Genomic DNA, 18,969 nt, shown 5'->3' on the forward strand with positions numbered 1-18,969 from the left:
CTACTGCTCCGGCTCTACTGCTTTGGCGGGATCACCTGGGTCCGCTGGGTGTCGTCGTCGTCCCCGTGGTCGGCGGCCGGTGCCGTGAACGCCGTGGTGGCGTCCGGGTCGGCGGCGGGCGCGTCCCCGGTGCCGCCCTGCGCCGGGGCGTGGGCCTCGGTGACGTCGGCGTCCGCCTGGTGCGCGGCGGCCGGGGTGAACGCGGCGGTCGCGTCCGGGTCCGCAACGGCGCTGGTGCCGGTGACCTCGGAGTCAGCCGTCTGCGCGGCGGCCGGGGTGTACGCCGCGGTCGCGTCCGGGTCCGCCACAGTGCTGGACCCGGTGACCTCCGCGTCGGTCGACTGCGCGGCGGCCGGGGCCGGGTCGGCGTCGGCCTTCGCGATGCTGACGGGGGCCGGCTGGGTGTCACCCGTGGTCTCGGCCGCCGGGAACGTGCCGGTCTTGCCGAACGGGGAGGCGGCGCCGTCGCTCGTGTCCTCCGCCGCCTGCTGGGGCGCACCGGTGGCGGCACCGGAGGTCGGGTGGGTCGAGACCCCGCCCGGCCAGCCCGCCGACGCGAACCCACCCGACGGCGTCGCTCCGCCGTCGGCCGGCGGTGAGGAGACCGGCGGCGTGACCGGCGGCGCCGAGACGGGCTGCGCCGAGGGTGCCGTGTAGGTCGCGAACGGCGAGCTCAGCGGCGGCGTCGAGGCGGGCGCCGCGGAGACCGGCTCGGCCTGCTCCGCCGCCGCGGGCTGCGGGGTGTAGGCCGGGGCGGTGAACGCGGGAGCGCCCGTCGCCTGTGGGTTCTGCGCGGGGGCGGCCTGGGCGTTGAACGCGGGGGCGCCGGTGGTCGGCTGGCCATACGCCTGCTGCTGGTAGGCCGGGGCACCGGAGGCCGGCGCGCCGGAGGCCTGGGCGGCGGGCGGGTATCCGACCGGCTGCGTGCCATACGGCTGCTGCGCGCCGGGGACGACCTGACCCGCGCCGGTGGTCGCCGGGTTGCTCCAGCCACCCGTCGGCGGCTGCTGCTGGCCGGGCTGCTGCTGGTACCCCTGCTGCGGGAACGAACCCGTCTGCTGCTGGTAGCCGGGGTGCTGCGCATACTGCTGCTGCGGGTACTGCTGCTGACCGTAGGGATACGCCGGCTGCCCGTATACGCCCGGGGCGGGCTTCGGGGGTGCGTAGGCACCGAGATACACCCGGATCACCAGGAACAGGCCGAGACCCAGCAGTGCCAGACCGGCGAGACGGGTCAGGAAGATCGCGAGCGCCGTGCTGGCGCGGACGGCGGACTCGGTGCCCAGGTCGCCGATGAGGCTGGCGAGGAGCAGGACCAGGCCGAACAGCGCCGCGACCCCGTATTCGACGAGCGCGACGAGCACGATGTGCTTCGCCTTCGGCACCACCGGGTCGATGTGGGTGGCCAGCAGCACCGCGAGGATCGGCAGCAGGATCGTCTGCAGGGAGACGAACAAGCTGAACGCGCCGCCGGCACTGGTCAGGAACCCGTTGGTCAGCGAGGTCAGCAGCAGGATGAACCCGGCGAGCAGGAACGCCCCGACCGCGCCGAGCAGCACGAACGCCGCCAGCTCGCGATATGGCAGGGTCAGCGAGCGGGCCTTCTTCACGTCGACCGGCGGCGCGGCCGGTGCCGGCGCGTGCTGCGGCTGCTGCGGCTGTGCGTGCGGTTGCCCGTGCTGGGGCTGCGCGTGCTGGGGCTGCGGCTGGAACGACGAGGTGGCCGGTCCGGTGGCGTATGCCGCGTGCGGCGCCGCCGAGGAGGTCGGATCGGGTGGCTGGGTGCTCACTGGCTCTCCCCAAGATCTAGCGGTCACGCGGTCGCTCGCAGCCTAGCTCTCGAACGGAAAATCCGCGTGGCGTGGACGCGCGCGGGAACTGTCGTACCCGTGGGGCAGGATGAAGGCATGCGGATCGTGGTTCTGGCCGGTGGGATCGGCGGCGCGCGCTTCCTCCTCGGGGTGCGCGCGGTGGGGCAGGAGTTGGGCGCGGAGGTCACCGCGGTGGTCAACGTCGGCGACGACGTGACGCTGCACGGGCTGAGGATCTGCCCCGACCTCGACAGCGTCATGTATACGCTGGGCGGCGGCGCCGACCCCGAGCGCGGCTGGGGGCGCGTCGGCGAGACCTGGACCGTCAAGGAGGAGCTCGCCGCCTATGGGGCCGAGCCGACGTGGTTCGGCCTCGGTGACAAGGACATCGCGACCCACCTGGTGCGCACCCGCATGCTCGACGCGGGCTATCCGCTGTCCGCCGTGACCGAGGCGCTGTGCGACCGCTGGAAGCCCGGCATCCGCATGCTCCCCGCCAGCGACGACCGGGTCGAGACGCACGCCGTCGTCGAGGTCGACGGCGCGAGCCGTGCGATCCACTTCCAGGAGTGGTGGATCCGGCACCGGGCGGAGATCCCGACGTCGCGGTTCGTGTTCGTCGGCGCTGAGACGGCCAAGCCGGCCGCGGGCGTCCTCGACGCCATCGCCGCCGCCGACGTCGTGCTGGTCGCCCCCAGCAATCCGATCGTCTCCATCGCGCCGATCCTGGCCGTCCCCGCCGTCCGCGAGGCGGTCGCCACCGGCAGCGCCCCGGTCGTCGGCGTCTCCCCCATCATCGGCGCCGCCCCGGTGCGCGGCATGGCCGACAAGTGCCTCGCGGTGATGGATGTCGAGTGCAGCCCCGCCGGGGTCGGCGGCCTGTTCGGCGCCCGCTCGGCCGGCGGCGTGCTGGACGGCTGGCTCGTCGACGACACCGACGCCGGGGTCGAGGTGCCCGGCCTGACCGTCCGCGCCCGGCCCCTGTGGATGACCGACGTGCCCGCGACCTCGGCGATCGTCCGGGAGGCTCTGTCCGTGGCGGGCGTCGCATGACCGGCCTTCGGGGCGGTGGCGTGAGCGGTCTTGAGGGCGGCTCGGGTGGCGGTGTGAGCGGTCTTGAGGGCAGTTCGGGTGGCGGTGTGAGCGTGCCGCCGCCTGGGTTCGAGGTGCGGCCGGTGCTCGGGATCGGGGAGGTGCGGCCCGGCGACGACCTGGCCGCCCTGATCACGACGGCCGCGCCGTGGCTGGCCGACGGCGACATCCTCGTCGTCACCAGCAAGATCGTCAGCAAGTCCGAGGGGCAGCTGGTCGACGTGCCGCTCGAGGAGCCCGCCCGCGAGGCGGCCCGCCAGACGGTCCTGCGCGCCGAGACGTCCCGGGTGGTCGCCCGGCGCGGCGGGACGCAGATCGTGCAGACGCATCACGGCTTCGTGCTGGCCTCGGCGGGGATCGACGCGTCCAATGTGGAGCCGACCAGGCTCGTGCTGCTCCCCAAGGACCCCGACGCGTCGGCCCGCTGGCTGCGTGACGAGCTCCGCGAGCGCTTCGACCTGCGGGTCGCCGTCGTCGTCACCGACACCATGGGCCGCCCCTGGCGGATGGGTCTCACCGACGTCGCCATCGGCGCCGCCGGCATCGACGCCATGACGGACTACAGGGGCGTCCTCGACCCGTATGGCAACGAGCTCCAGCTGACCCAGATGGCCGTCATCGACGAGCTCGCCGCCGCCGCCGACCTCGTGAAGGGCAAGACCGGCCAGGTCCCGGTCGCGGTCGTGCGGGGCCTGCCCATCCGCAGCGACGGGCACGGCGCGGGCGCCGCCGACCTGATCCGCGGCGCGGACGCCGACCTGTTCTCCCTCGGCACCGCCGAGGCCGTCGCCAAGGGCCTGCGCGCCGCCGCCGGCATCCGCGACATACCGGCGATCGCGTTCCCCGAGATCCCCGCCCACGTCCTTCCCGCCGCCGTCGCAGGGGGCGGTCTTTCCGCCGACGTCGCACGGGGCGACCTTTCCTCCGACGGCGCAGGGGGCGGGCTTGCCGCCGCGTCGCGCCCGGCCGCAGCCTCTGGGGTCCCGGCTGCCGTTTCCGTGTCTTCCTCGATTGCGCACTCGCCGGCGGGCGCCGGACCTGGCCCGGGCGCGCTCGGGGCTCCCGCGACGGATGTGGGGGGTGCGGCGGAGCGGGTGCTGCTGGTCTGGGCGCCGGGCGGGGATCTGCGGGGAGCCGTGGAGGCGGGCATGGAGGTGCAGCGGATCAGGGCCGGGCTGGCCGCTGACGGGGTCGCGTCGGCGTGGGTCGGGGTGGATCAGGTCGACCTGTCCGGGGTCGACGTCCCGGAAGGCGGCATGCCACTCGGTGTGCTCGTCGTCGGTCGCGGTAGCCTGCCGTCACTATGACGACGTTGCACGATGACGCCCTCGCGGTGCTGACACAGTGGACGCCTCCGAGTGATGAGGCTGAGCAGACGCGGCGGCGGTTCATCGAGTTCGTGCTGCGGGATCCGTCGACGGTGTGGCGGGAGCACCCCGGTGCCCATGTCACGGCGAGTGCCCTGGTCGTCGACTCGACCGCCGAGCGGGTCCTGCTGTGTCTGCACGGCAGGATCAAGCGCTGGGTCCAGCTCGGCGGGCACTGCGAGCCCGGGGACGCGACCGTCGCGGCCGCAGCCCTGCGCGAGGCGACCGAGGAGTCGGGCATCGCCGGGCTGAGGATCAGCGAAGCGCCGATCGGGCTCGACGTCCACCACGTCAAGTGTGCCGGTGGACCCGCGTTGCACTACGACGTCAGGTATGCCGCGATCGCCCCCACCGGCGCTGTCGAAACCGTCAGCTCCGAGTCGGCGGCGCTGGGCTGGTTCGCGCCGGACGACCTGCCGGCGCCGCTCGCCGACGCCACCGAGGTGCTGGTCGCCCCGGCACTGGCCTGGGCCCGCCGAGCCTGACCGCCTGACCGCCGGGGCGGCACCCACAGGCACCGCCGAAGCGGCGAGCGCCGAGTCGCCGGCATCGGGCCGGCCTGCCCCCGGACAGCCCGCCGGAGCCGCTGAGGTGCTGGTCGCCTGACCCAGAAGAGGCCGACCGCCCCGAGGAAACGTGCCGCGCAAAGGACCGGCCCCGCGAGGGACCCACCCCGCGAGAGATTCGCCGGGCCAGGGGTCCACCGGACAAGGACCCGCCGCGCAAGGGGCCACCCCGCAAGAGGCCCGCCCGAGAGACCAGCCGCGCAACGACCTCGCCGTGCAAAGGGGCCACCCGCGAGAGACCCACTCGAGAGAAACCAACCGCGCAAAGACCCCGCCGTGCAAGGGGCCCCGCGAGAGACCCACCCGAGAGAAACCAACCGCGCAAAGGCCCCGCCGTGCAAGGGGCCCGCGAGAGACCCACTCGAGAGAAACCAACCGCGCAAAGACCCCGCCGTGCAAGGGGTCACCCCGCGAGAGACCCGCCGCGCGAGGAAACCGCCGCGCAAGGAAACCGCCGCGCGAGGAAAGCCCGCGAGGAAGCCCGCCGCGCGATAAGACTCAGCGGGCAAGAGAACCCGATACGCGACGGAATCCGGCGCGCGCGGGAAGTCAGCGTGCGGCGAACCGCGGGGGTCGGACGGCGGATGCGGCTGTGGCAGCGACCGGATCCGCTGTCCGATCATCGCGGCGTGGCGGAGTGGCGGAGTGGCGGTCAGAGGAGCTCGACGGAGCCGCGTTCCTTCAGGCTGTCGACGAGCTTCTTCACGTCCTGGGCGCGGGAGCGGGGGCAGACCAGGAGGGCGTCGGGGGTGTCGACGACGATCAGGTCGTTGACGCCGACCACGGCGACCAGGCGCCCGGACTGCGGGACCACCACGACGCGCTCCGCGTCCTGCATGAGGACGCCGGTGGGGCTGGCGGGGTCGAGGTTGACGACGACGTTGCCGGCGGTGTCGGTCTCAAGGAGCTCGCCGAGGGTGTGGAAGTCGCCGACGTCGTTCCACCCGAAGTTGCCGGGGACGGTGCCGACCAGGCCGGCGACGCCCGCGCCCTCCATGACGCCGAAGTCGACGGAGATCTTGGTGAGGTCGGGCCAGATGCCGGCGAGTACCTCTTCGCGTTCGTGGGTGTCCCAGGACTCGGCGATGCGGACCAGGCCGTCGTGCAGGGTGGGCTGCTGGCGGGCGAGCTCGTCCAGGAAGACGTCGACGCGCCAGACGAACATGCCGGCGTTCCACAGGTACTCGCCGGAGTCGACGTAGGCCTGGGCGAGGGGCAGGGCGGGCTTCTCCTCGAAGGAGGCGACCTTGCACACGTCCCCGGAGCCGGTGGGCTCGCCCACGTGGAGGTAGCCGTAGCCGGTCTCGGGGTGGGTCGGGGTGATGCCGATGGTCATCAGCAGGCCGTCCTCGGCGCCGCGGATCGCCGCGCGCAGCACGTCGGTGAAGGCCGGGACGTCGCGGACCAGCTGGTCGGCGGCGAAGGCGCCCATGACGGCGTGCGGGTCGCGGCGGGCGATGACCGCCGCGGCGAGGCCGATGGCGGCGCACGAGTCGCGCGGGGTGGGCTCGACGAGGATGTTGCCCTCGGGGAGACCTGGGAGTTGCCGGGCCACCGCCGCCGCGTGCGCCACGCCGGTGACCACGAACGTGGACTCCGGGGTGGCGAGGTCGCTCAGGCGCCCATACGTCGCCTGGAGCAGCGACAACGGGGTGCCGGTGAGCGCGTGGAGGAACTTGGGATGGCCGGCTCGCGACAGCGGCCAGAGCCGCGTGCCACTGCCTCCTGCTGGGATGACCGCGTAGAACACAGCCCCATCATGCCCAGTCGGGGACGCATTCCAGCAACTCGACGGTGTCATGTCCACTACGAAAATCGCCTGAGGGTGACAGAGAGCTACAGACGCGGACTCGCCGCCCGTGCCCAGGCGGCGAGGTGGACCTCGGCGCTGGACTCCCAGGTGAACTCCTTGGCGCGGGCGGCGCCGGCCTTCGCGAGGGCGCTGCGGCGCTCGTGGTCGTCCAGCAGCGCCGCGAGGTCGCGGGCGATCTCGTCGGTGCCGGGGCCGGTATACGCCACCGCGTCGCCGCCCACCTCGGGCAGGGACAGGCGCGGGGTGGTGAGCACGGGGGCGCCGCAGGCCATGGCCTCCAGGATCGGCAGGCCGAAGCCCTCGCCGAAGGAGGGGTAGGCGGCGACGACGGCGCCGCCGAGGAAGCCGGGCAGGTCCGCATACCGCAGGTAGCCGGGGCGCAGCAGCCGCAGGTGGCTGGGGACCTCGCCGAGGGCGCCGTCGATCTCGTCGTCGTGGCCCTGGCCGCCAGCGATGACCAGCGCGGGCGGGTCGGGCCGGTCGCGGACGGCGGAGATCCAGCCGCGGATGAGGCTGGGCACGTTCTTGCGGGGTTCCTTGGCACCGAGGAAGGCGATGTAGTCCGTCGTGCCGAGGCCGAGCCGGGCCCGGACGCGGGCCTTCTCGTCGTCGGTCGGCGCGTGGAACGCGTCGGGGTCGACGCCGTGGTAGGCGACGTCGATGCGGGTCGGGTCGGCGTCCAGGAGGCGGATCAGCTCGTCACGGGTCGCCTTGCTGGGCACGATGACCCGGCTGGCGCGGCGCAGCGACGTCTTGATCGCGGAGCGGAAGAACGTGCGGCGGGACTTGTCGTAGTGCTCCGGCTCGGTGAAGAACGTGGCGTCGTGGACGGTGACCGTGACGGGGCAGCCGGCGCGCAGCGGGCACGTGTAGAACGGCGAGTGCAGCACCTGGGCGCCGACCTGCTGGGCGAGCATCGGCAGGCCGGTCTGCTCCCAGGCGAGACGGGCCGGCCGGTGGGCCGCGGCGGCCGGTGCGGCCATGATCCGTGCACCGGACAGTAACCGTCCGTAACGCTCGGCGTCGGTGCGCTGGCAGACCACGGCGAGGTCCGCGTCGAGCGCGGCAAGGGCGCCGAGCAGCCCGTCAACGTAGCGCCCGACACCGCCTCGGTCGGCTGGGACACTCGTGGCGTCGACGAGCACACGGGGCGGACGGCCGGGGGTCACTGGGCGTCTCCTTCGAACACGGCTTGCCACGCGTAACGAGCGTCACGCGTCACGTCAGGCAAAGCCTACGCCCGATCCCCGGGTGATCGATGTCCACGACGCGACTCGCGATCGAGGAAACTCCAGTATTCAGCTCAGCGGCATCGGGATGTCGCCCGGTGCACCGACGTCGTAACTGCCCGCACCGCGGATCTCGTAACGGCCGTCGCGGAAGACCGCCGGGTCGGCGCGGCCGTCGCCGTCGTACTGCGCGGAGACGGGTCGGGCGCCCGCGGCACCGAACTTGACGGCGGCCTGCCCCTCGACGGTGAACTGCTGGGTGGCCGGATCCCAGGTCGCGGCGTCGATCGTGCCGTTGCCGTCGTAGTCGGCGGGTGCGGCGACCTGGCCGGGCGCGCCGACCTTGAACTCGCGCAGTGCGTAGATCGCCCACAGCCCGGTCGACGGGCGCCAGATCGCCGCCTCGGCGCGCCCGTCGCCGGTGTAGTCGGCGGGGACGGGCACGTCGCCCGGCAGGCCGAGCTGGATCTCACCGATGCCCTTGATGTACCAGACCCCGGTCGCCGGCCTGAAGACGGCCAGTTCAGCGGTACCGTCGCCGTCGTAGTCCGCGGGTGCCGGCACATCACCCGGCAGACCCCACTGGACGGTCCTCCTGCCTTCGCCGGTCAGCAGCATGCTCCAGTTGCCGGTCGTCGGCGACCAGGTCGCGACGTCGGCCTTGCCGTCGCCGTTGTAGTCGGCGGCAACGGGGATCTCGTTCGGGCCGCTGGTGAAGATGGGTTCGGCGACGCCCTGCAGGCGGACGGTGCCGTCGCTGGGCCGGTACGCGGCCAGCAGCGTCCGCACGACCTCTGGTTTGACCAGGTCGCCGAGCAGCGTGCCGGCCCGGTCGCGGATCCAGGGCAGCGCGGCGACGCCCTTGGCGCCCGGGCACTCGGTCGGGTTGGTCTGCTGGTGCGGGAAGACCCGGGGCACGGTCACGGTCGTGCCGGCCGGGTACTTCGACGTGGATCCGCCGCCGGTGAGGGCGACCGTGCCGCGCGGGTCGATGGCCTGGTGCAGTGAAAGTTTCCAGGCGGTGTACTGCGCGGCGGCCTCCTGGACCACCTGCGGCACGTTCGCGTAGCGGTAGTCGCCGATCATCGCGATGCCCGCGGTGCCGGTGTTGAACCCGCCCGCCTGGGCGCCGACCACGGGCCGGGACAGGCCTCCGGAGCGGCCTTCCCAGAGCCGGCCGAAGCGGTCGACCAGCACGTTGTAGCCGATGTCGCCCCACCCGCGACTGACCGTCTGGTACTGGTAGATCGACCGCAAGATCTTCGGCACCTCCTCCGGGCTGTAGTCGTTGCCGGTGGCGGTGTGGTGCAGGGCGACGGCCTTCACGTAGGTGGCGTACTGCGGCTTCCAGTCCATCTGCTGCTCGTTGGCGCCCCAGGCGGCCCGGCGCTGGATGGTGGGCATGAACGGCCGGAGCCCGACGGGCTGACTCTCCGTGATCGGAGGAAGGGACGGCGTGGTGTCGCCGGGTGCGTCGGTCGGGTCGATGAGGTCGGCGGTGATGTCGTGCGGCGTCGGCCCACCGGTCGTCGTCAGCTCCAGCTGTACGCCGTCCGCCTTGCCCGTCCAGACGAGCTCCGCTCCGCCGCGCTGGGCGGGACGGCCGGAGCCGGGAGCGATGTCGCGGTCGGCCTCGCCGGTGTCGACGGTGCGCCAGGTGCTCCATTCGCCGCCGGGGACGTGGTGCCGGACGGCGACGGTGACCCCGCCGAGTTTCCCGGTCTCCCGCCAGGTGACGCCGACCGCGCTGAAGGGCGCCGTGGACTGGCGGGTGACGGTGAGCGTCCGGGACTTGCGGGTCCGCTCGGTGACCGGCGCGCCCTCGGGGCCGCCCGTGCGCGCGGCGACGCCGTCGGCGGGCCGCTCGAAGCTGCCCAGCGCGATGCGGGTGACCTGCGGCTCGACCCCTGTGCCGCCGGGCGCCTTGGCGGCCGGGTTGGCCCACTGGATCGGCTCGGCGAGGTCCTGCGGCGGCGGCAGGAACGGGATGCGCGGGTCGGCCGTGGCACCGCCGGTGCTGAGCAGGGCGACGGCGACGCCGCCGACGGCGACCAGTTTGAGCCGCCGGTATCGTCGCATTGCCCATACCCCCATCGCGCGCCGCTAGCTACACCCGATTGGAGATGCTATGGGAGGATTTTCCGGACATATGGGGAATACAGTTCCTTCACTCTTTGCGGCAATTGTCGGTCGAGACCCGTCACTTCCGCTGCTGACGTTCTACGACGACGCCACCGGTGAGCGGATCGAGCTGTCCGGCGCGACGCTCGCCAACTGGGTCGCCAAGACGGCGAACCTGCTCGTCGACGGCTGCGGCCTCGGCCCGGGCGACACCGCCGGCGTCTGGCTGCCGCCGCACTGGCAGACCGCGGCCGTCCTGCTCGGCGCCTGGTCGGCCGGGGTCACGGTGGCCTACGGGGAGCCGACCGCGGCCGGCACCGACGTCGAGTTCGCGTCGGCGAAGGCGATCGAGGCGGGCCTGCCGGCGAGCGCCGGGGACTGCTTCGCGCTCGGACTGGCACCGATGGGCATGCCGATGCGGCAGGTCCCGGACGGCTGGGCGGACTACGTTGCCTCGGCCCGCCAGCACGGCGACCACTTCCCCGGCGCGCCCGTCGCCGCGGGCACCGGCGCGCTGGTCGGCACCGACGGCTCGCTCGGCGGGCACGCCGCGCTGCTGGAGCGCGCCCGCGCCCGGGCCGCCGAGCTGGGGATCACCGGCGGTCGGGTGCTCATCGACGCGGACGTCTACCCGTATCCGCTCGACTGGCTGCTCGCGCCGCTGTCGGCGGGGGCGAGCGTGGTGCTCAGCGTGAACACCGACCTGTCGAAGCTGCCCGACCGCGGCACCTCCGAGCAGGTCGGCCTCACCGTCGGCCCTACTGTCTAGCGGCCCGCACGGCCTCGAAGTACCGCAGCGACTCCGGGTTGGCCAGGGCTCCCTTGGCAGCGGCCTGCTCGACGGGTGTGCCGGTGAGGATCCGTTTCACCGGCACCTCCAGCTTCTTGCCCGACAGTGTCCGCGGCACCGCGTCCACCTGGAAGACCTGGTCGGGGACGTGCCGCGGAGACAGCGCCGTGCGCAGCTCCCGGGCGACGGTGGCGCGCAGCGCGTCGTCGAGGGTCACGCCGGGATTCAGCACGACGAACAGCAGCAGCTCGCCCGCGCCGCCCTCGGGGTCCTCCAGGTGCACGACGACCGAGTCGGTGACCGCGTCCAGGCTCTCCACGACGGAGTAGAACTCGCTGGTGCCGAGCCGGACGCCGCCACGGTTGAGGGTGGCGTCGGAGCGGCCGGTGATCACGCAGGCGCCGGTGTCGTCGATGGTGATCCAGTCGCCGTGCCGCCACACGCCGGGATAGGTGCCGAAGTACGCGTCGGCGTACCGGGACCCGTCGGTGTCGCCCCAGAACCCGACCGGCATGCTCGGCATCGGCGCGGTGATGACCAGCTCGCCGAGCTCACCGATGACCGGGGTGCCGTCAGCCGCGTAGGCCTCGACCTTCGCGCCGAGCGCCCGGCAAGCGATCTCCCCCGCGTGTACCGGCAGCAGCGGCACCCCACCGACGAACGCGGTGCACACGTCGGTCCCGCCGGACGCCGAGGCGATCAGGACGTCGGCGGAGACCGCGTCGTACACCCACTCGAAACCCTCGGGGGGCAGCGGTGCGCCGGTCGATCCCACCCCGCGCAGCGCCGACAGGTCCGCGAACTCCTTCGGCACCAGCCCGGCCTTGCGGCAGGACAGCAGGAACGGCGCCGACGTGCCGAAATACGTGGTGCCGGACTCCGCGGCGACCCGCCAGAGCCAGCCGAGGTCGGGGTGGGCGGGGTTGCCGTCGACGAGCACGATCGCGGCGCCGACGGCCGGGCCGGACACCAGGTAGTTCCACATCATCCAGCCGGTGGTGGTGAACCAGAAGAACCGGTCGCCGGGGCCGAGGTCGTGGTGCAGGGCCAGCATCTTGAGGTGCTCGAGCAGGATGCCGCCGTGGCCGTGGACGATCGGCTTCGGCAGGCCGGTGGTGCCGGAGGAATAGAGCACGTAGAGCGGATGGCCGAACGGCACCGGCGCGAACGTCAGCTCCTGTGTGGTCTCGTCCCACACACCGGCACCGGTGTCGCTGAGGTACGGGATCTCGATGAACGCCTCGAGCGACGGCAGCGCCTCCCGGATCGCGGCCACCTCGGCGCGACGGTCGACGGCCTTGTCGCCGTAGCGGTAGCCGTCGACGGCCACGAGGACCTTCGGCTCGATCTGCTGCCACCGGTCGACGACCGAGCGGGTGCCGAACTCGGGCGCGCAGCTGGAGAAGGTCGCGCCGAGGGCGGCGGTGGCGAGCATGAGCACGAACGTCTCGGGGATGTTCGGCGCGTACGCCGCGACCCGGTCGCCCTGCGTGACACCGAGCCGCCGCAGCGTGGCCTGCGCCCGGCGGACCTGCTCGCGCAGCTCGGCGGCGGTCAGCGTGACCGGCTCGCGGGTCTGCGAATAGGCGATGACGATCGGGGCGTCGTCCGCGACACCGGGCATCCGCAGCACGTGTTCGGCGTAGTTGAGGCGGGCGCCGGGGAACCAGTCGGCACCGGGCATTCGCGCGTCGGGCAGCGCCGCGGCCGGCGCCTGGTGCGCGACGACCTCGAAGTGGTCCCAGATCGCCTGCCAGAAGTCGCCCGGGTGGTCGACCGACCACTGCCACAGCTGCTGGTAGTCATCGAACTCCAGGCCCCGCTCGCTCGACAGCCACCGCAGGAAGGCACCGATCCGGGTGCGCTCGCGGACGTCTGCCGGGGGTCGCCACAGTTCCTTCGCCATCCGACCATCTTCCTGCACGCCCGAACGATCGCTCAGTGTGGGCTGCCGACATCCGATCGCCGATTTTCGTGTGTTTCCCTCCCGTGCCCCGGTGTTTCCGTCCCGGACGACCGGGTAATCGATGCAGGTATGACCCTGTCGTTGCCGCACCATCACCGTCCGCAATGGATCGGCCTGCTCGGGTTCGGTGCCGCCGCGGCGGCCGCCGCCCTGCTCGGAGGGCTCGGCGTCGCCGGGACCGCCGCGGAGTACAACTCGCTCAGCCAGCCGTCGTGGGCGCCGCCGTCATGGCTGTTCGGGCCGGTCTGGACCGTGCTGTACATCTGCATCGCCGTCTCCGGCTGGCTGGTGTGGCGGCGCTCCGGATGGACCGCCGCCCTCACCGTCTTCGCAGCTCAGCTGACCCTCAACGCGATCTGGACGCCGCTGTTCTTCGGTGCCGGGCTGCGCGGCCTCGCCCTTGTCGACATCGCCGCGCTGTGGGTGCTGATCGGTGTGAACATCGCCATGTTCCGCCGGGAGTCCCGCCTGGCCGCCGGGCTGCTGGTGCCCTACTGGGCCTGGGTCACGTTCGCCACCGCGCTCAACGCCTCGGTGTGGTGGATGAACCGCTAGTCCCCTTCTCCTGCGTCAGGTCGCGGGTCACCCCCGGCGCCGGCCGCGGTTGTGTGGCAAAGTCCACGAAGGTGAACCCGTCGGCGGTCATCACCATGTCCGCGCCGATCCACGCGTCGCCGGCGTAGCGGCCCGTCGCCGAGTCGAACAGCCGGCAGTCCGCGAAGGCCTCCACCGCCGCGCAGATGACGTCGTACTGCCTGCCCCCGATGGTCGCGGTGGTGCCCTTCACCGAGGGCAGCTCCCGCAACGCCAGATAGAGCGCCGCCCGCTGCTGGGTGTCGAGCCGCGGCTCGACGGAGTGGAACACGTCCCACACCTGCTTCCAGACCATCGCCTCCTGCCGGCCCGGGTACGCCTTGTCCGCCCACCGGAACCAGCTGCTCGCGAGGGCCTGCGCCTGCCCGGCGCCGGACGGGAACGCCTGGACGTACTCGCCGTTGATGTTGTCCAGGTCCGCCGGCCTGCCCGCCGCCGCGGCGGCGGCCGCGGCGATCTCCGGTTGCGACAGGGAATGGTCGAGGTCCGTGGGTTCCTGGGACCGCCGGACCCGCAGCGCTGCCCCGCTCACCGGGTCCAGCCACAGCTCGTGGAGGTACTCCCCGGTGCCCTCCTGCAGGTTGTACGACTTGACGTACAGCACCTGCCCCGGGCCGACGACCAGAGGGTCACCGGACTGCTGCTGGGCGAGCCGGGTCAGCGCCGCGACCGCCGTCGCGTGGCTGGCGCCCGCCTTACCGGTCACCGGCGGACGCATCGGCGCCCTCGTGCCCTGAGCGGCCGGCAGGTCCACGGCGCTCCCGGTCGGCTGGGCGCTGGACGGCCCGGCCACCTGCTGCTCCTGCCGCGGCTGCGATCCCGTCCGGCCGACGGTCGCCGCACCGCCGACGACCACCGCGACCGCGACGGCCGCCCCGGCGGTCGCCAGCACCCAGCCCCTGTTCCTCGTCCTCGGCGCCGGCGTCGTGGCACCGGTCAGCTGCCACCGTCCCCGCGCGAGGGCTCCGTCGCGCGGTTCGTCCAGGTCGGCGCGGAACTCCCGTACCGCTTGAAGGTCATCGTTGCTCATCGGTCCTCGTCCTCCAGAGCCTTCCGCATCTTGGTCCGGGCCCGGTGCAGCGCCGACTGGACCGTGCCGACCGGCAGGTCCAGCGCCTCCGCGATCTCCGCGTAGGTCAGCTCGGCGACCGCGAACAGCAGCAGGACGTCCCGCTGCCGCCGCGGCAGCTTCGCCAACACCCGCGCCACCGTCCGCGACCGGCGGTGCGCGTCGGCGCGCTCCTCCGCGCGGGTCGCGTGACTCTCCTGCGCCGCCGGCACCAGCAACGGGTCGGTGCCCGTCCTCGCCAGGGCGCGGTAGCCGCGCACCTCGTCGCGGCGGTGCCGGTTGAGCACGTTCGTCGCGATGCCGAAGAGCCACGGCAGCGGCGGCTGGTCCTGCGCGTAGGTGTGGCGGCGCTCGTACGCGATGAGGAACGTCTGCGCGACGACGTCCTCGGCGAGGTCCGGCCCGACCCGGCGCGCGCAGTAGCGGTACAGCGTCCGCGCGTGCCGGTCGTAGAGGGCCGTGAAACCATCCGCGATCAAGAGGTTGCCTTCCGGGTCCACACCTCTTCTTGTCCGGACGGTGCCGCCGTGTTCCCCGCTATTTCTGCCGGTGCTTCTGGATCGCTTCCCGGCGGGCCAGGCGGTGCTCGCGGCGGATCTCCGCCTCCCGCCACCGCCCCTCGTTCTCCGGCGAGTCGGGCACGACCGGCGGCACCGGGTGCGGCTTGCCGTCCGCGTCGACCGCCACGAACACGAGATACGCGGTCGCCACGACCACCGGGTCCGCGACCTCGTCCCACCGCTGCGCGACGAGCCGGACCCCGACCTCCATGGACGTCGAACCGGTCCAGTTCACCTGCGCGTACGCGTGGACGAGATCCCCGACGCGCAACGGCTCCAGGAACAGGATCTCGTCGATCGACGCCGTCACCGCCGTCCCGCCCGCGTGCCGCGCCGCGGCCGCGCCCGCCACGTCATCGACGAACTTCATGATCACGCCACCATGGACCGTGCCATAGAGATTCACGTCGACGGCGGTCATGATCCGGCTCAGCGTGACCCTCGAATAGGCGGTCGGTCGGCCGGTGTGCTCCTTCATGGGACAGACGGTACGGTGCGAACCATGCGACACGTGGGAAGCCTGATCGCGGGGATGTTGATCGCCCCGATCGCGTGGCTGCTGATCGCCCTCGGCCAGCAGAAATCCACCGTAACGGTGGCGAAGTGGGTGGAGCGCGGCGCCTTCGACAGCGTCGACCTCATCGCACCCGCCGCATACCTCCTCGGCGCCGGCCTCCTCATCGGCCTGATCGCCACCTTGCGCATCTCCCCCGTCGGCCCGATCGTCGCCGGTCTGGCGCTGCTCGGCCTCTACGTGAGCCTCTTCATCGACCCGCTCGGCGCCCTCGACGGCCTGCCCGCCGACTACAAGCTCGCCGGCCTCGAGATCAACCTGCAGCTGCCGATCGTCAACGGCACCACCGCCGTCCTGGGCCTCGCCCTGCTGGTCGCCGCCGCGAGCGTCAAGCGCTGGCGCGCCTGGCCCGCGGCGACCCCGGTCGTCGTCACCGGCGGCGAACCCCTCGACCCGCACGAGTTCCCGCTCGGCCAGGGCCCGACGGCGCCGCCGCAGTTCGCCACCCGCGCCCCGCAGACCGCCGAGTTCCCGTCCGCGGGCGCGACGTCGGTCCTGCCGCCTTACCAGGGTGGCGGCTCGACCTCGGTCCTTCCCCCGTACGGCAGCCAGGGCCTGCCGACCGACGCCACCCAGCCGGTGCCGGCGGCCCGCTCCACGTCTGCGCCGCCCGCTCCCGCCGGCGGCCCGGCCTCCGCACCGCCGGCCTCCGCACCGCCCGTTTCCTCACCGCCGGGGCCCTTCACGAAGCCGGGCTCGGGCGCGCCGGGGTCGTTCGCGGCCGGTGCCGCGACGCCGCCGGTCTCGTCCCCGCCCGCCGGGTCGTTCCCGCCGCCCGGGCAGCCCGGGGGCGGGCCTGCCGGGCAGTTCGGCGCTCAGCCACCGGCCGGCGTGCGCCCCGGTCAGCAGGGCGGTCCGGCACAGGTGTCGGCTCCGGGCGGTGCCGCCGCGGGCCCCGCGTGGCTGACCCCTGACTCGACCGCCGCCCAGCCCGCGGCGCCCCGGCCCTCGACCGCGCAGCCCCAGCCGCCCGGTGGACAGCCACCTGTCGCTCGGCCTTTTGTCGCGCCGGCATCCGCACAGCCGCCGGCCGGCCAGCCGTTCGGCGCCCAGCCGCCCGCGGCACCCGCCTCTGGTGCGCCGTCCTACGGCGCGCAGCCGACGGCCGCTCCGGCGTCAGGCGCACCTTCATACGGCGCGCAGCCGCCGGCCGGGCAGGCGTTCGGCGGGCAGTCCCCCGCGGCGCCGGTCTCCGGTGCGCAGCCGCCCGCGGCGCCGGTCTCCGGTGCGCAGCCGCCCGCCGCTTCCGGGGGCGCCGCGCCGACGCCGCCGCCGGGGCCGTTCCCGCCGTCGCTCGGTGGGCGGGGAGGACCGCCCGCGCCGGCGGCTCCTGGGACGCCGCCCGGGCCGTATCCGCCCGGTGGTGCACCTGGTCAGGGCTCGACGACCCAGTTCAGGGCAGCCGCCGGAGCCGCGCAGGCCCCGCCGTTCGCACCGCCCGGCGCACCTCGCCCTGCGTCGGCGCCACCCGCGCCGCAGTTCGGCCAGCCCGCGTCCACGCCACCCGCGTCCGGGCCCGCGTCCGCGCCGCCGTTCCCGCCGGCGTCCGGGGCCGCGGCGGCACCGTTCGCACCACCGGCTTCCGGACCCGCGTCGGCGCCGCCGTTCGCCCCGGCAGCCGGGCCCGCGTCCGCACCGCCTGCTCCGTTGGCAGCGCCCGCGCCGTTCGCGCCGCCTTCGACCGGACCGGCCTCCGCGCCGCCCGCGTCGGGTCCTGCGTCGGCGCCGCCCGCGCAGTTCGGCCAGGCCGGCCAGCCTGCTCCGGGACCCGCGTCGCCGCAGTTCGCCGGCCCCGCGTCCGCGCCGCCTGCCGGACCCGCGTCCGCGCCGCAGTTCGGGCAGCCCGCGTCAGCTCCGTCGGCGCCGCAGTTCAGCGGGCCCGCGTCCGCGCCGCCCGCCGGTCCTGCGTCTGCACCGCCCGCGCCGCAGTTCGGGCAGGCACCGTCGGCCGCGCAGTTCGCCGGGCCCGCCTCCGCGCCGCCCGCAGGTGGACCCACGTCGGCGCCGCCCGCGGGTGGGCCCGCCTCCGCACCGCCTGCGCCGCAGTTCGGGCAGGCATCGACCGCAGCGTCGACGCCGCAGTTCAGCGGGCCCGCGTCCGCGCCGCCCGCAGGTGGACCCACGTCGGCGCCGCCCGCGGGTGGGCCCGCCTCCGCACCGCCTGCGCCACAGTTCGGTCAGGCATCGACCGCAGCGTCGGCGCCGCAGTTCAGCGGGCCCGCGTCCGCACCGCCCGCGGGTGGGCCTGCGTCTGCGCCGCCGGCAGCGCAGTTCGGGCAGCCTGCGGCGACGCCCCAGTTCGCGGGTCCCGCTTCGGCGCCGCCCGCAGGTGGCCCCGCCTCCGCGCCGCCCGCAGGTGGCCCCGCCTCCGCGCCGCCCGCAGGTGGGCCCGCGTCGGCACCGCCCGTAGGTGGGCCCGCGTCGGCACCGTCTGCCGGTGGGCCTGCTTCCGCGCCGCCGTTGCGGGCGGCCGGGGTGGCCGGTGGTGACGCGACAGCGGGGAACACGCCGTGGTCCGGGGCGCCTGCCGGGCTCGCTGGGCAGGCCGTCTCGCAGGAGGCGGGCGACGAGTTGCCGACCCGGCCGTTCACGGCGCCGTCGACGCCGCCCGCGCCGTACGGTGGCGGCGGCGGCAACCTGCGTCCGGCGTCCGAATCGGTCGCGCCCCCCACGGACATTCCGCAGACCAGGTATGGGCGGCCCAGTGCCGCCCAGCCCGCCACCGAACCGCCGCCGGTCGCCGGGGGTGGCGGGGCGTTGCCGTCGCGGGCGGCGCGGTCCGAGGTGGTGCGGGAGACGTCGATCCTGGCGGGGCCCTCGTTCGACGGGTTCAGTGCCGGGCGGCGGGGCGTACGCGAGGAGGAGACCGAGGCGCTGCACCCCGGTCGTCCGACGCGGCCCCGGCACGCGGCGCAGAGCGAGACCGGTGAGCACCCGATGGTCGGCGGCGACGAGGCGACGACCCGGTTCATGCCGATGCGGGCCACCGACCCCGTCCAGGAGCCGGGCGCGGACCAGCAGGCGACGACCCGGATCGGGCCTGTCGACCCCGACGTGACCACCCGCCTGGGCGCGCCGAGCGCCGCGGAGCAGGCGGAGCGCCGGGCCGCGTTCGCGCGCGGTGAGGCGGAGCGGCGGGCCAACGCGCAGGCGGAGCTCGACCGGCTCGCCGCCGAGCGGGCGGCCGCGGGCGGGGAAGGGGACGGGGGCGACGACGAGCCGCCGACGTCGCCGTGGTCCGCACCGCCGCGCGACCGCGGCTGAACCACGCCGAAAGGGCCGCCACCTGCGAGGGGGCGGCCCTTTCGCCGTACCGGCGGAAAATCCGTGGCGGCGTCGGGCCTGCCGGGGGAAGATGGCGGGGTGTGATGCGCAGGACGTGCCGAACGCCTGACCGGGAGACCGGCCGGGCCGTGT

General features: G+C 74.2%; 14 protein-coding genes. 6 read left to right on the forward strand and 8 right to left on the reverse strand.

The annotated features are described in order from the left end of the window. Positions 1 to 14: 14 nt before the first annotated feature. On the reverse strand, positions 15 to 1,790 hold the full coding sequence (locus ACZ6TV_RS11375) for a hypothetical protein (RefSeq protein WP_465297052.1): 1,776 nt from the start codon (positions 1,788 to 1,790) through the stop codon (positions 15 to 17). A gap of 117 nt (positions 1,791 to 1,907) precedes the next feature. Here ACZ6TV_RS11375 and cofD point away from each other — a divergent pair, with 117 nt between their 5' ends. The 3 genes from cofD to ACZ6TV_RS11390 all read left to right on the forward strand — a co-directional run bounded on the left by cofD (position 1,908) and on the right by ACZ6TV_RS11390 (position 4,755). Further along, positions 1,908 to 2,864 carry a 2-phospho-L-lactate transferase gene (gene cofD, locus ACZ6TV_RS11380; protein WP_465297053.1) on the forward strand — a complete coding sequence of 319 codons (957 nt, stop codon included), beginning with the start codon at positions 1,908 to 1,910 and terminating at the stop codon, positions 2,862 to 2,864. Between the two features lie 92 nt (positions 2,865 to 2,956). Then, on the forward strand, positions 2,957 to 4,210 hold the full coding sequence (locus ACZ6TV_RS11385) for a coenzyme F420-0:L-glutamate ligase (protein WP_465297334.1): 1,254 nt from the start codon (positions 2,957 to 2,959) through the stop codon (positions 4,208 to 4,210). Beyond that, positions 4,207 to 4,755: an NUDIX hydrolase gene (locus ACZ6TV_RS11390; protein ID WP_465297054.1), complete on the forward strand. Its 549-nt coding sequence runs from the start codon at positions 4,207 to 4,209 to the stop codon at positions 4,753 to 4,755. The genes ACZ6TV_RS11385 and ACZ6TV_RS11390 overlap by 4 nt, the downstream gene beginning before the upstream one ends. 733 nt (positions 4,756 to 5,488) lie before the next feature. Here ACZ6TV_RS11390 and ACZ6TV_RS11395 read toward each other — a convergent pair. The 3 genes from ACZ6TV_RS11395 to ACZ6TV_RS11405 form a co-directional block, all read right to left on the reverse strand. Continuing rightward, complete coding sequence (locus ACZ6TV_RS11395; RefSeq protein ID WP_465297055.1) at positions 5,489 to 6,586, reverse strand: mannose-1-phosphate guanylyltransferase; 1,098 nt, start codon at positions 6,584 to 6,586, stop codon at positions 5,489 to 5,491. A gap of 86 nt (positions 6,587 to 6,672) precedes the next feature. Continuing rightward, a complete protein-coding gene (locus ACZ6TV_RS11400) occupies positions 6,673 to 7,818 on the reverse strand; it encodes a glycosyltransferase family 4 protein (RefSeq protein WP_465297056.1) in 1,146 nt (381 codons plus the stop codon). A 129-nt stretch (positions 7,819 to 7,947) separates the two neighbouring features. Continuing rightward, positions 7,948 to 9,957 (reverse strand): N-acetylmuramoyl-L-alanine amidase, encoded by a 2,010-nt coding sequence (locus ACZ6TV_RS11405; protein ID WP_465297057.1) that lies wholly within the window; start codon positions 9,955 to 9,957, stop codon positions 7,948 to 7,950. A gap of 70 nt (positions 9,958 to 10,027) precedes the next feature. Here ACZ6TV_RS11405 and ACZ6TV_RS11410 point away from each other — a divergent pair, with 70 nt between their 5' ends. Continuing rightward, positions 10,028 to 10,768 (forward strand): TIGR03089 family protein, encoded by a 741-nt coding sequence (locus ACZ6TV_RS11410; RefSeq protein ID WP_465297058.1) that lies wholly within the window; start codon positions 10,028 to 10,030, stop codon positions 10,766 to 10,768. On the opposite strand, the gene ACZ6TV_RS11415 is transcribed toward ACZ6TV_RS11410, so the two are convergent. Continuing rightward, a complete protein-coding gene (locus ACZ6TV_RS11415) occupies positions 10,758 to 12,695 on the reverse strand; it encodes an acetoacetate--CoA ligase (RefSeq protein WP_465297059.1) in 1,938 nt (645 codons plus the stop codon). The two genes, ACZ6TV_RS11410 and ACZ6TV_RS11415, sit on opposite strands and share 11 nt — an antisense overlap. A gap of 129 nt (positions 12,696 to 12,824) precedes the next feature. Here ACZ6TV_RS11415 and ACZ6TV_RS11420 point away from each other — a divergent pair, with 129 nt between their 5' ends. Next, positions 12,825 to 13,310 (forward strand): TspO/MBR family protein, encoded by a 486-nt coding sequence (locus ACZ6TV_RS11420; RefSeq protein ID WP_465297060.1) that lies wholly within the window; start codon positions 12,825 to 12,827, stop codon positions 13,308 to 13,310. Here ACZ6TV_RS11420 and ACZ6TV_RS11425 read toward each other — a convergent pair. The 3 genes from ACZ6TV_RS11425 to ACZ6TV_RS11435 are packed head-to-tail and all read right to left on the reverse strand — an operon-like array spanning position 13,279 to position 15,456. After that, positions 13,279 to 14,379, reverse strand: a complete 1,101-nt coding sequence (locus ACZ6TV_RS11425; RefSeq protein ID WP_465297061.1) for a hypothetical protein — start codon at positions 14,377 to 14,379, stop codon at positions 13,279 to 13,281. The two genes, ACZ6TV_RS11420 and ACZ6TV_RS11425, sit on opposite strands and share 32 nt — an antisense overlap. Then, positions 14,376 to 14,897 carry an RNA polymerase sigma factor gene (locus ACZ6TV_RS11430; protein ID WP_465297062.1) on the reverse strand — a complete coding sequence of 174 codons (522 nt, stop codon included), beginning with the start codon at positions 14,895 to 14,897 and terminating at the stop codon, positions 14,376 to 14,378. The genes ACZ6TV_RS11425 and ACZ6TV_RS11430 overlap by 4 nt, the downstream gene beginning before the upstream one ends. Before the next feature lie 58 nt (positions 14,898 to 14,955). Further along, a complete protein-coding gene (locus ACZ6TV_RS11435) occupies positions 14,956 to 15,456 on the reverse strand; it encodes an acyl-CoA thioesterase (RefSeq protein ID WP_465297063.1) in 501 nt (166 codons plus the stop codon). A gap of 24 nt (positions 15,457 to 15,480) precedes the next feature. Between ACZ6TV_RS11435 and ACZ6TV_RS11440 the strand changes: the two genes are divergently transcribed. Then, a complete protein-coding gene (locus ACZ6TV_RS11440) occupies positions 15,481 to 18,816 on the forward strand; it encodes a DNA polymerase III subunit gamma/tau domain-containing protein (protein WP_465297064.1) in 3,336 nt (1,111 codons plus the stop codon). The last annotated feature ends 153 nt before the right edge of the window (positions 18,817 to 18,969 follow it).

This window comes from Dactylosporangium sp. NPDC051087, assembly GCF_055586325.1.

What these genes read in the sequence shown, in the direction of transcription:
- cofD (WP_465297053.1), top strand. Translation starts at nt 1,908, where the DNA reads ATGCGGATCGTGGTTCTGGCCGGTGGGATCGGCGGCGCGCGCTTCCTC.
- ACZ6TV_RS11390 (WP_465297054.1), top strand. Translation starts at nt 4,207, where the DNA reads ATGACGACGTTGCACGATGACGCCCTCGCGGTGCTGACACAGTGGACG.
- ACZ6TV_RS11405 (WP_465297057.1), bottom strand. Translation starts at nt 9,957, where the DNA reads ATGCGACGATACCGGCGGCTCAAACTGGTCGCCGTCGGCGGCGTCGCC.
- ACZ6TV_RS11410 (WP_465297058.1), top strand. Translation starts at nt 10,028, where the DNA reads ATGGGGAATACAGTTCCTTCACTCTTTGCGGCAATTGTCGGTCGAGAC.
- ACZ6TV_RS11415 (WP_465297059.1), bottom strand. Translation starts at nt 12,695, where the DNA reads ATGGCGAAGGAACTGTGGCGACCCCCGGCAGACGTCCGCGAGCGCACC.
- ACZ6TV_RS11420 (WP_465297060.1), top strand. Translation starts at nt 12,825, where the DNA reads ATGACCCTGTCGTTGCCGCACCATCACCGTCCGCAATGGATCGGCCTG.
- ACZ6TV_RS11425 (WP_465297061.1), bottom strand. Translation starts at nt 14,379, where the DNA reads ATGAGCAACGATGACCTTCAAGCGGTACGGGAGTTCCGCGCCGACCTG.
- ACZ6TV_RS11435 (WP_465297063.1), bottom strand. Translation starts at nt 15,456, where the DNA reads ATGAAGGAGCACACCGGCCGACCGACCGCCTATTCGAGGGTCACGCTG.
- ACZ6TV_RS11440 (WP_465297064.1), top strand. Translation starts at nt 15,481, where the DNA reads ATGCGACACGTGGGAAGCCTGATCGCGGGGATGTTGATCGCCCCGATC.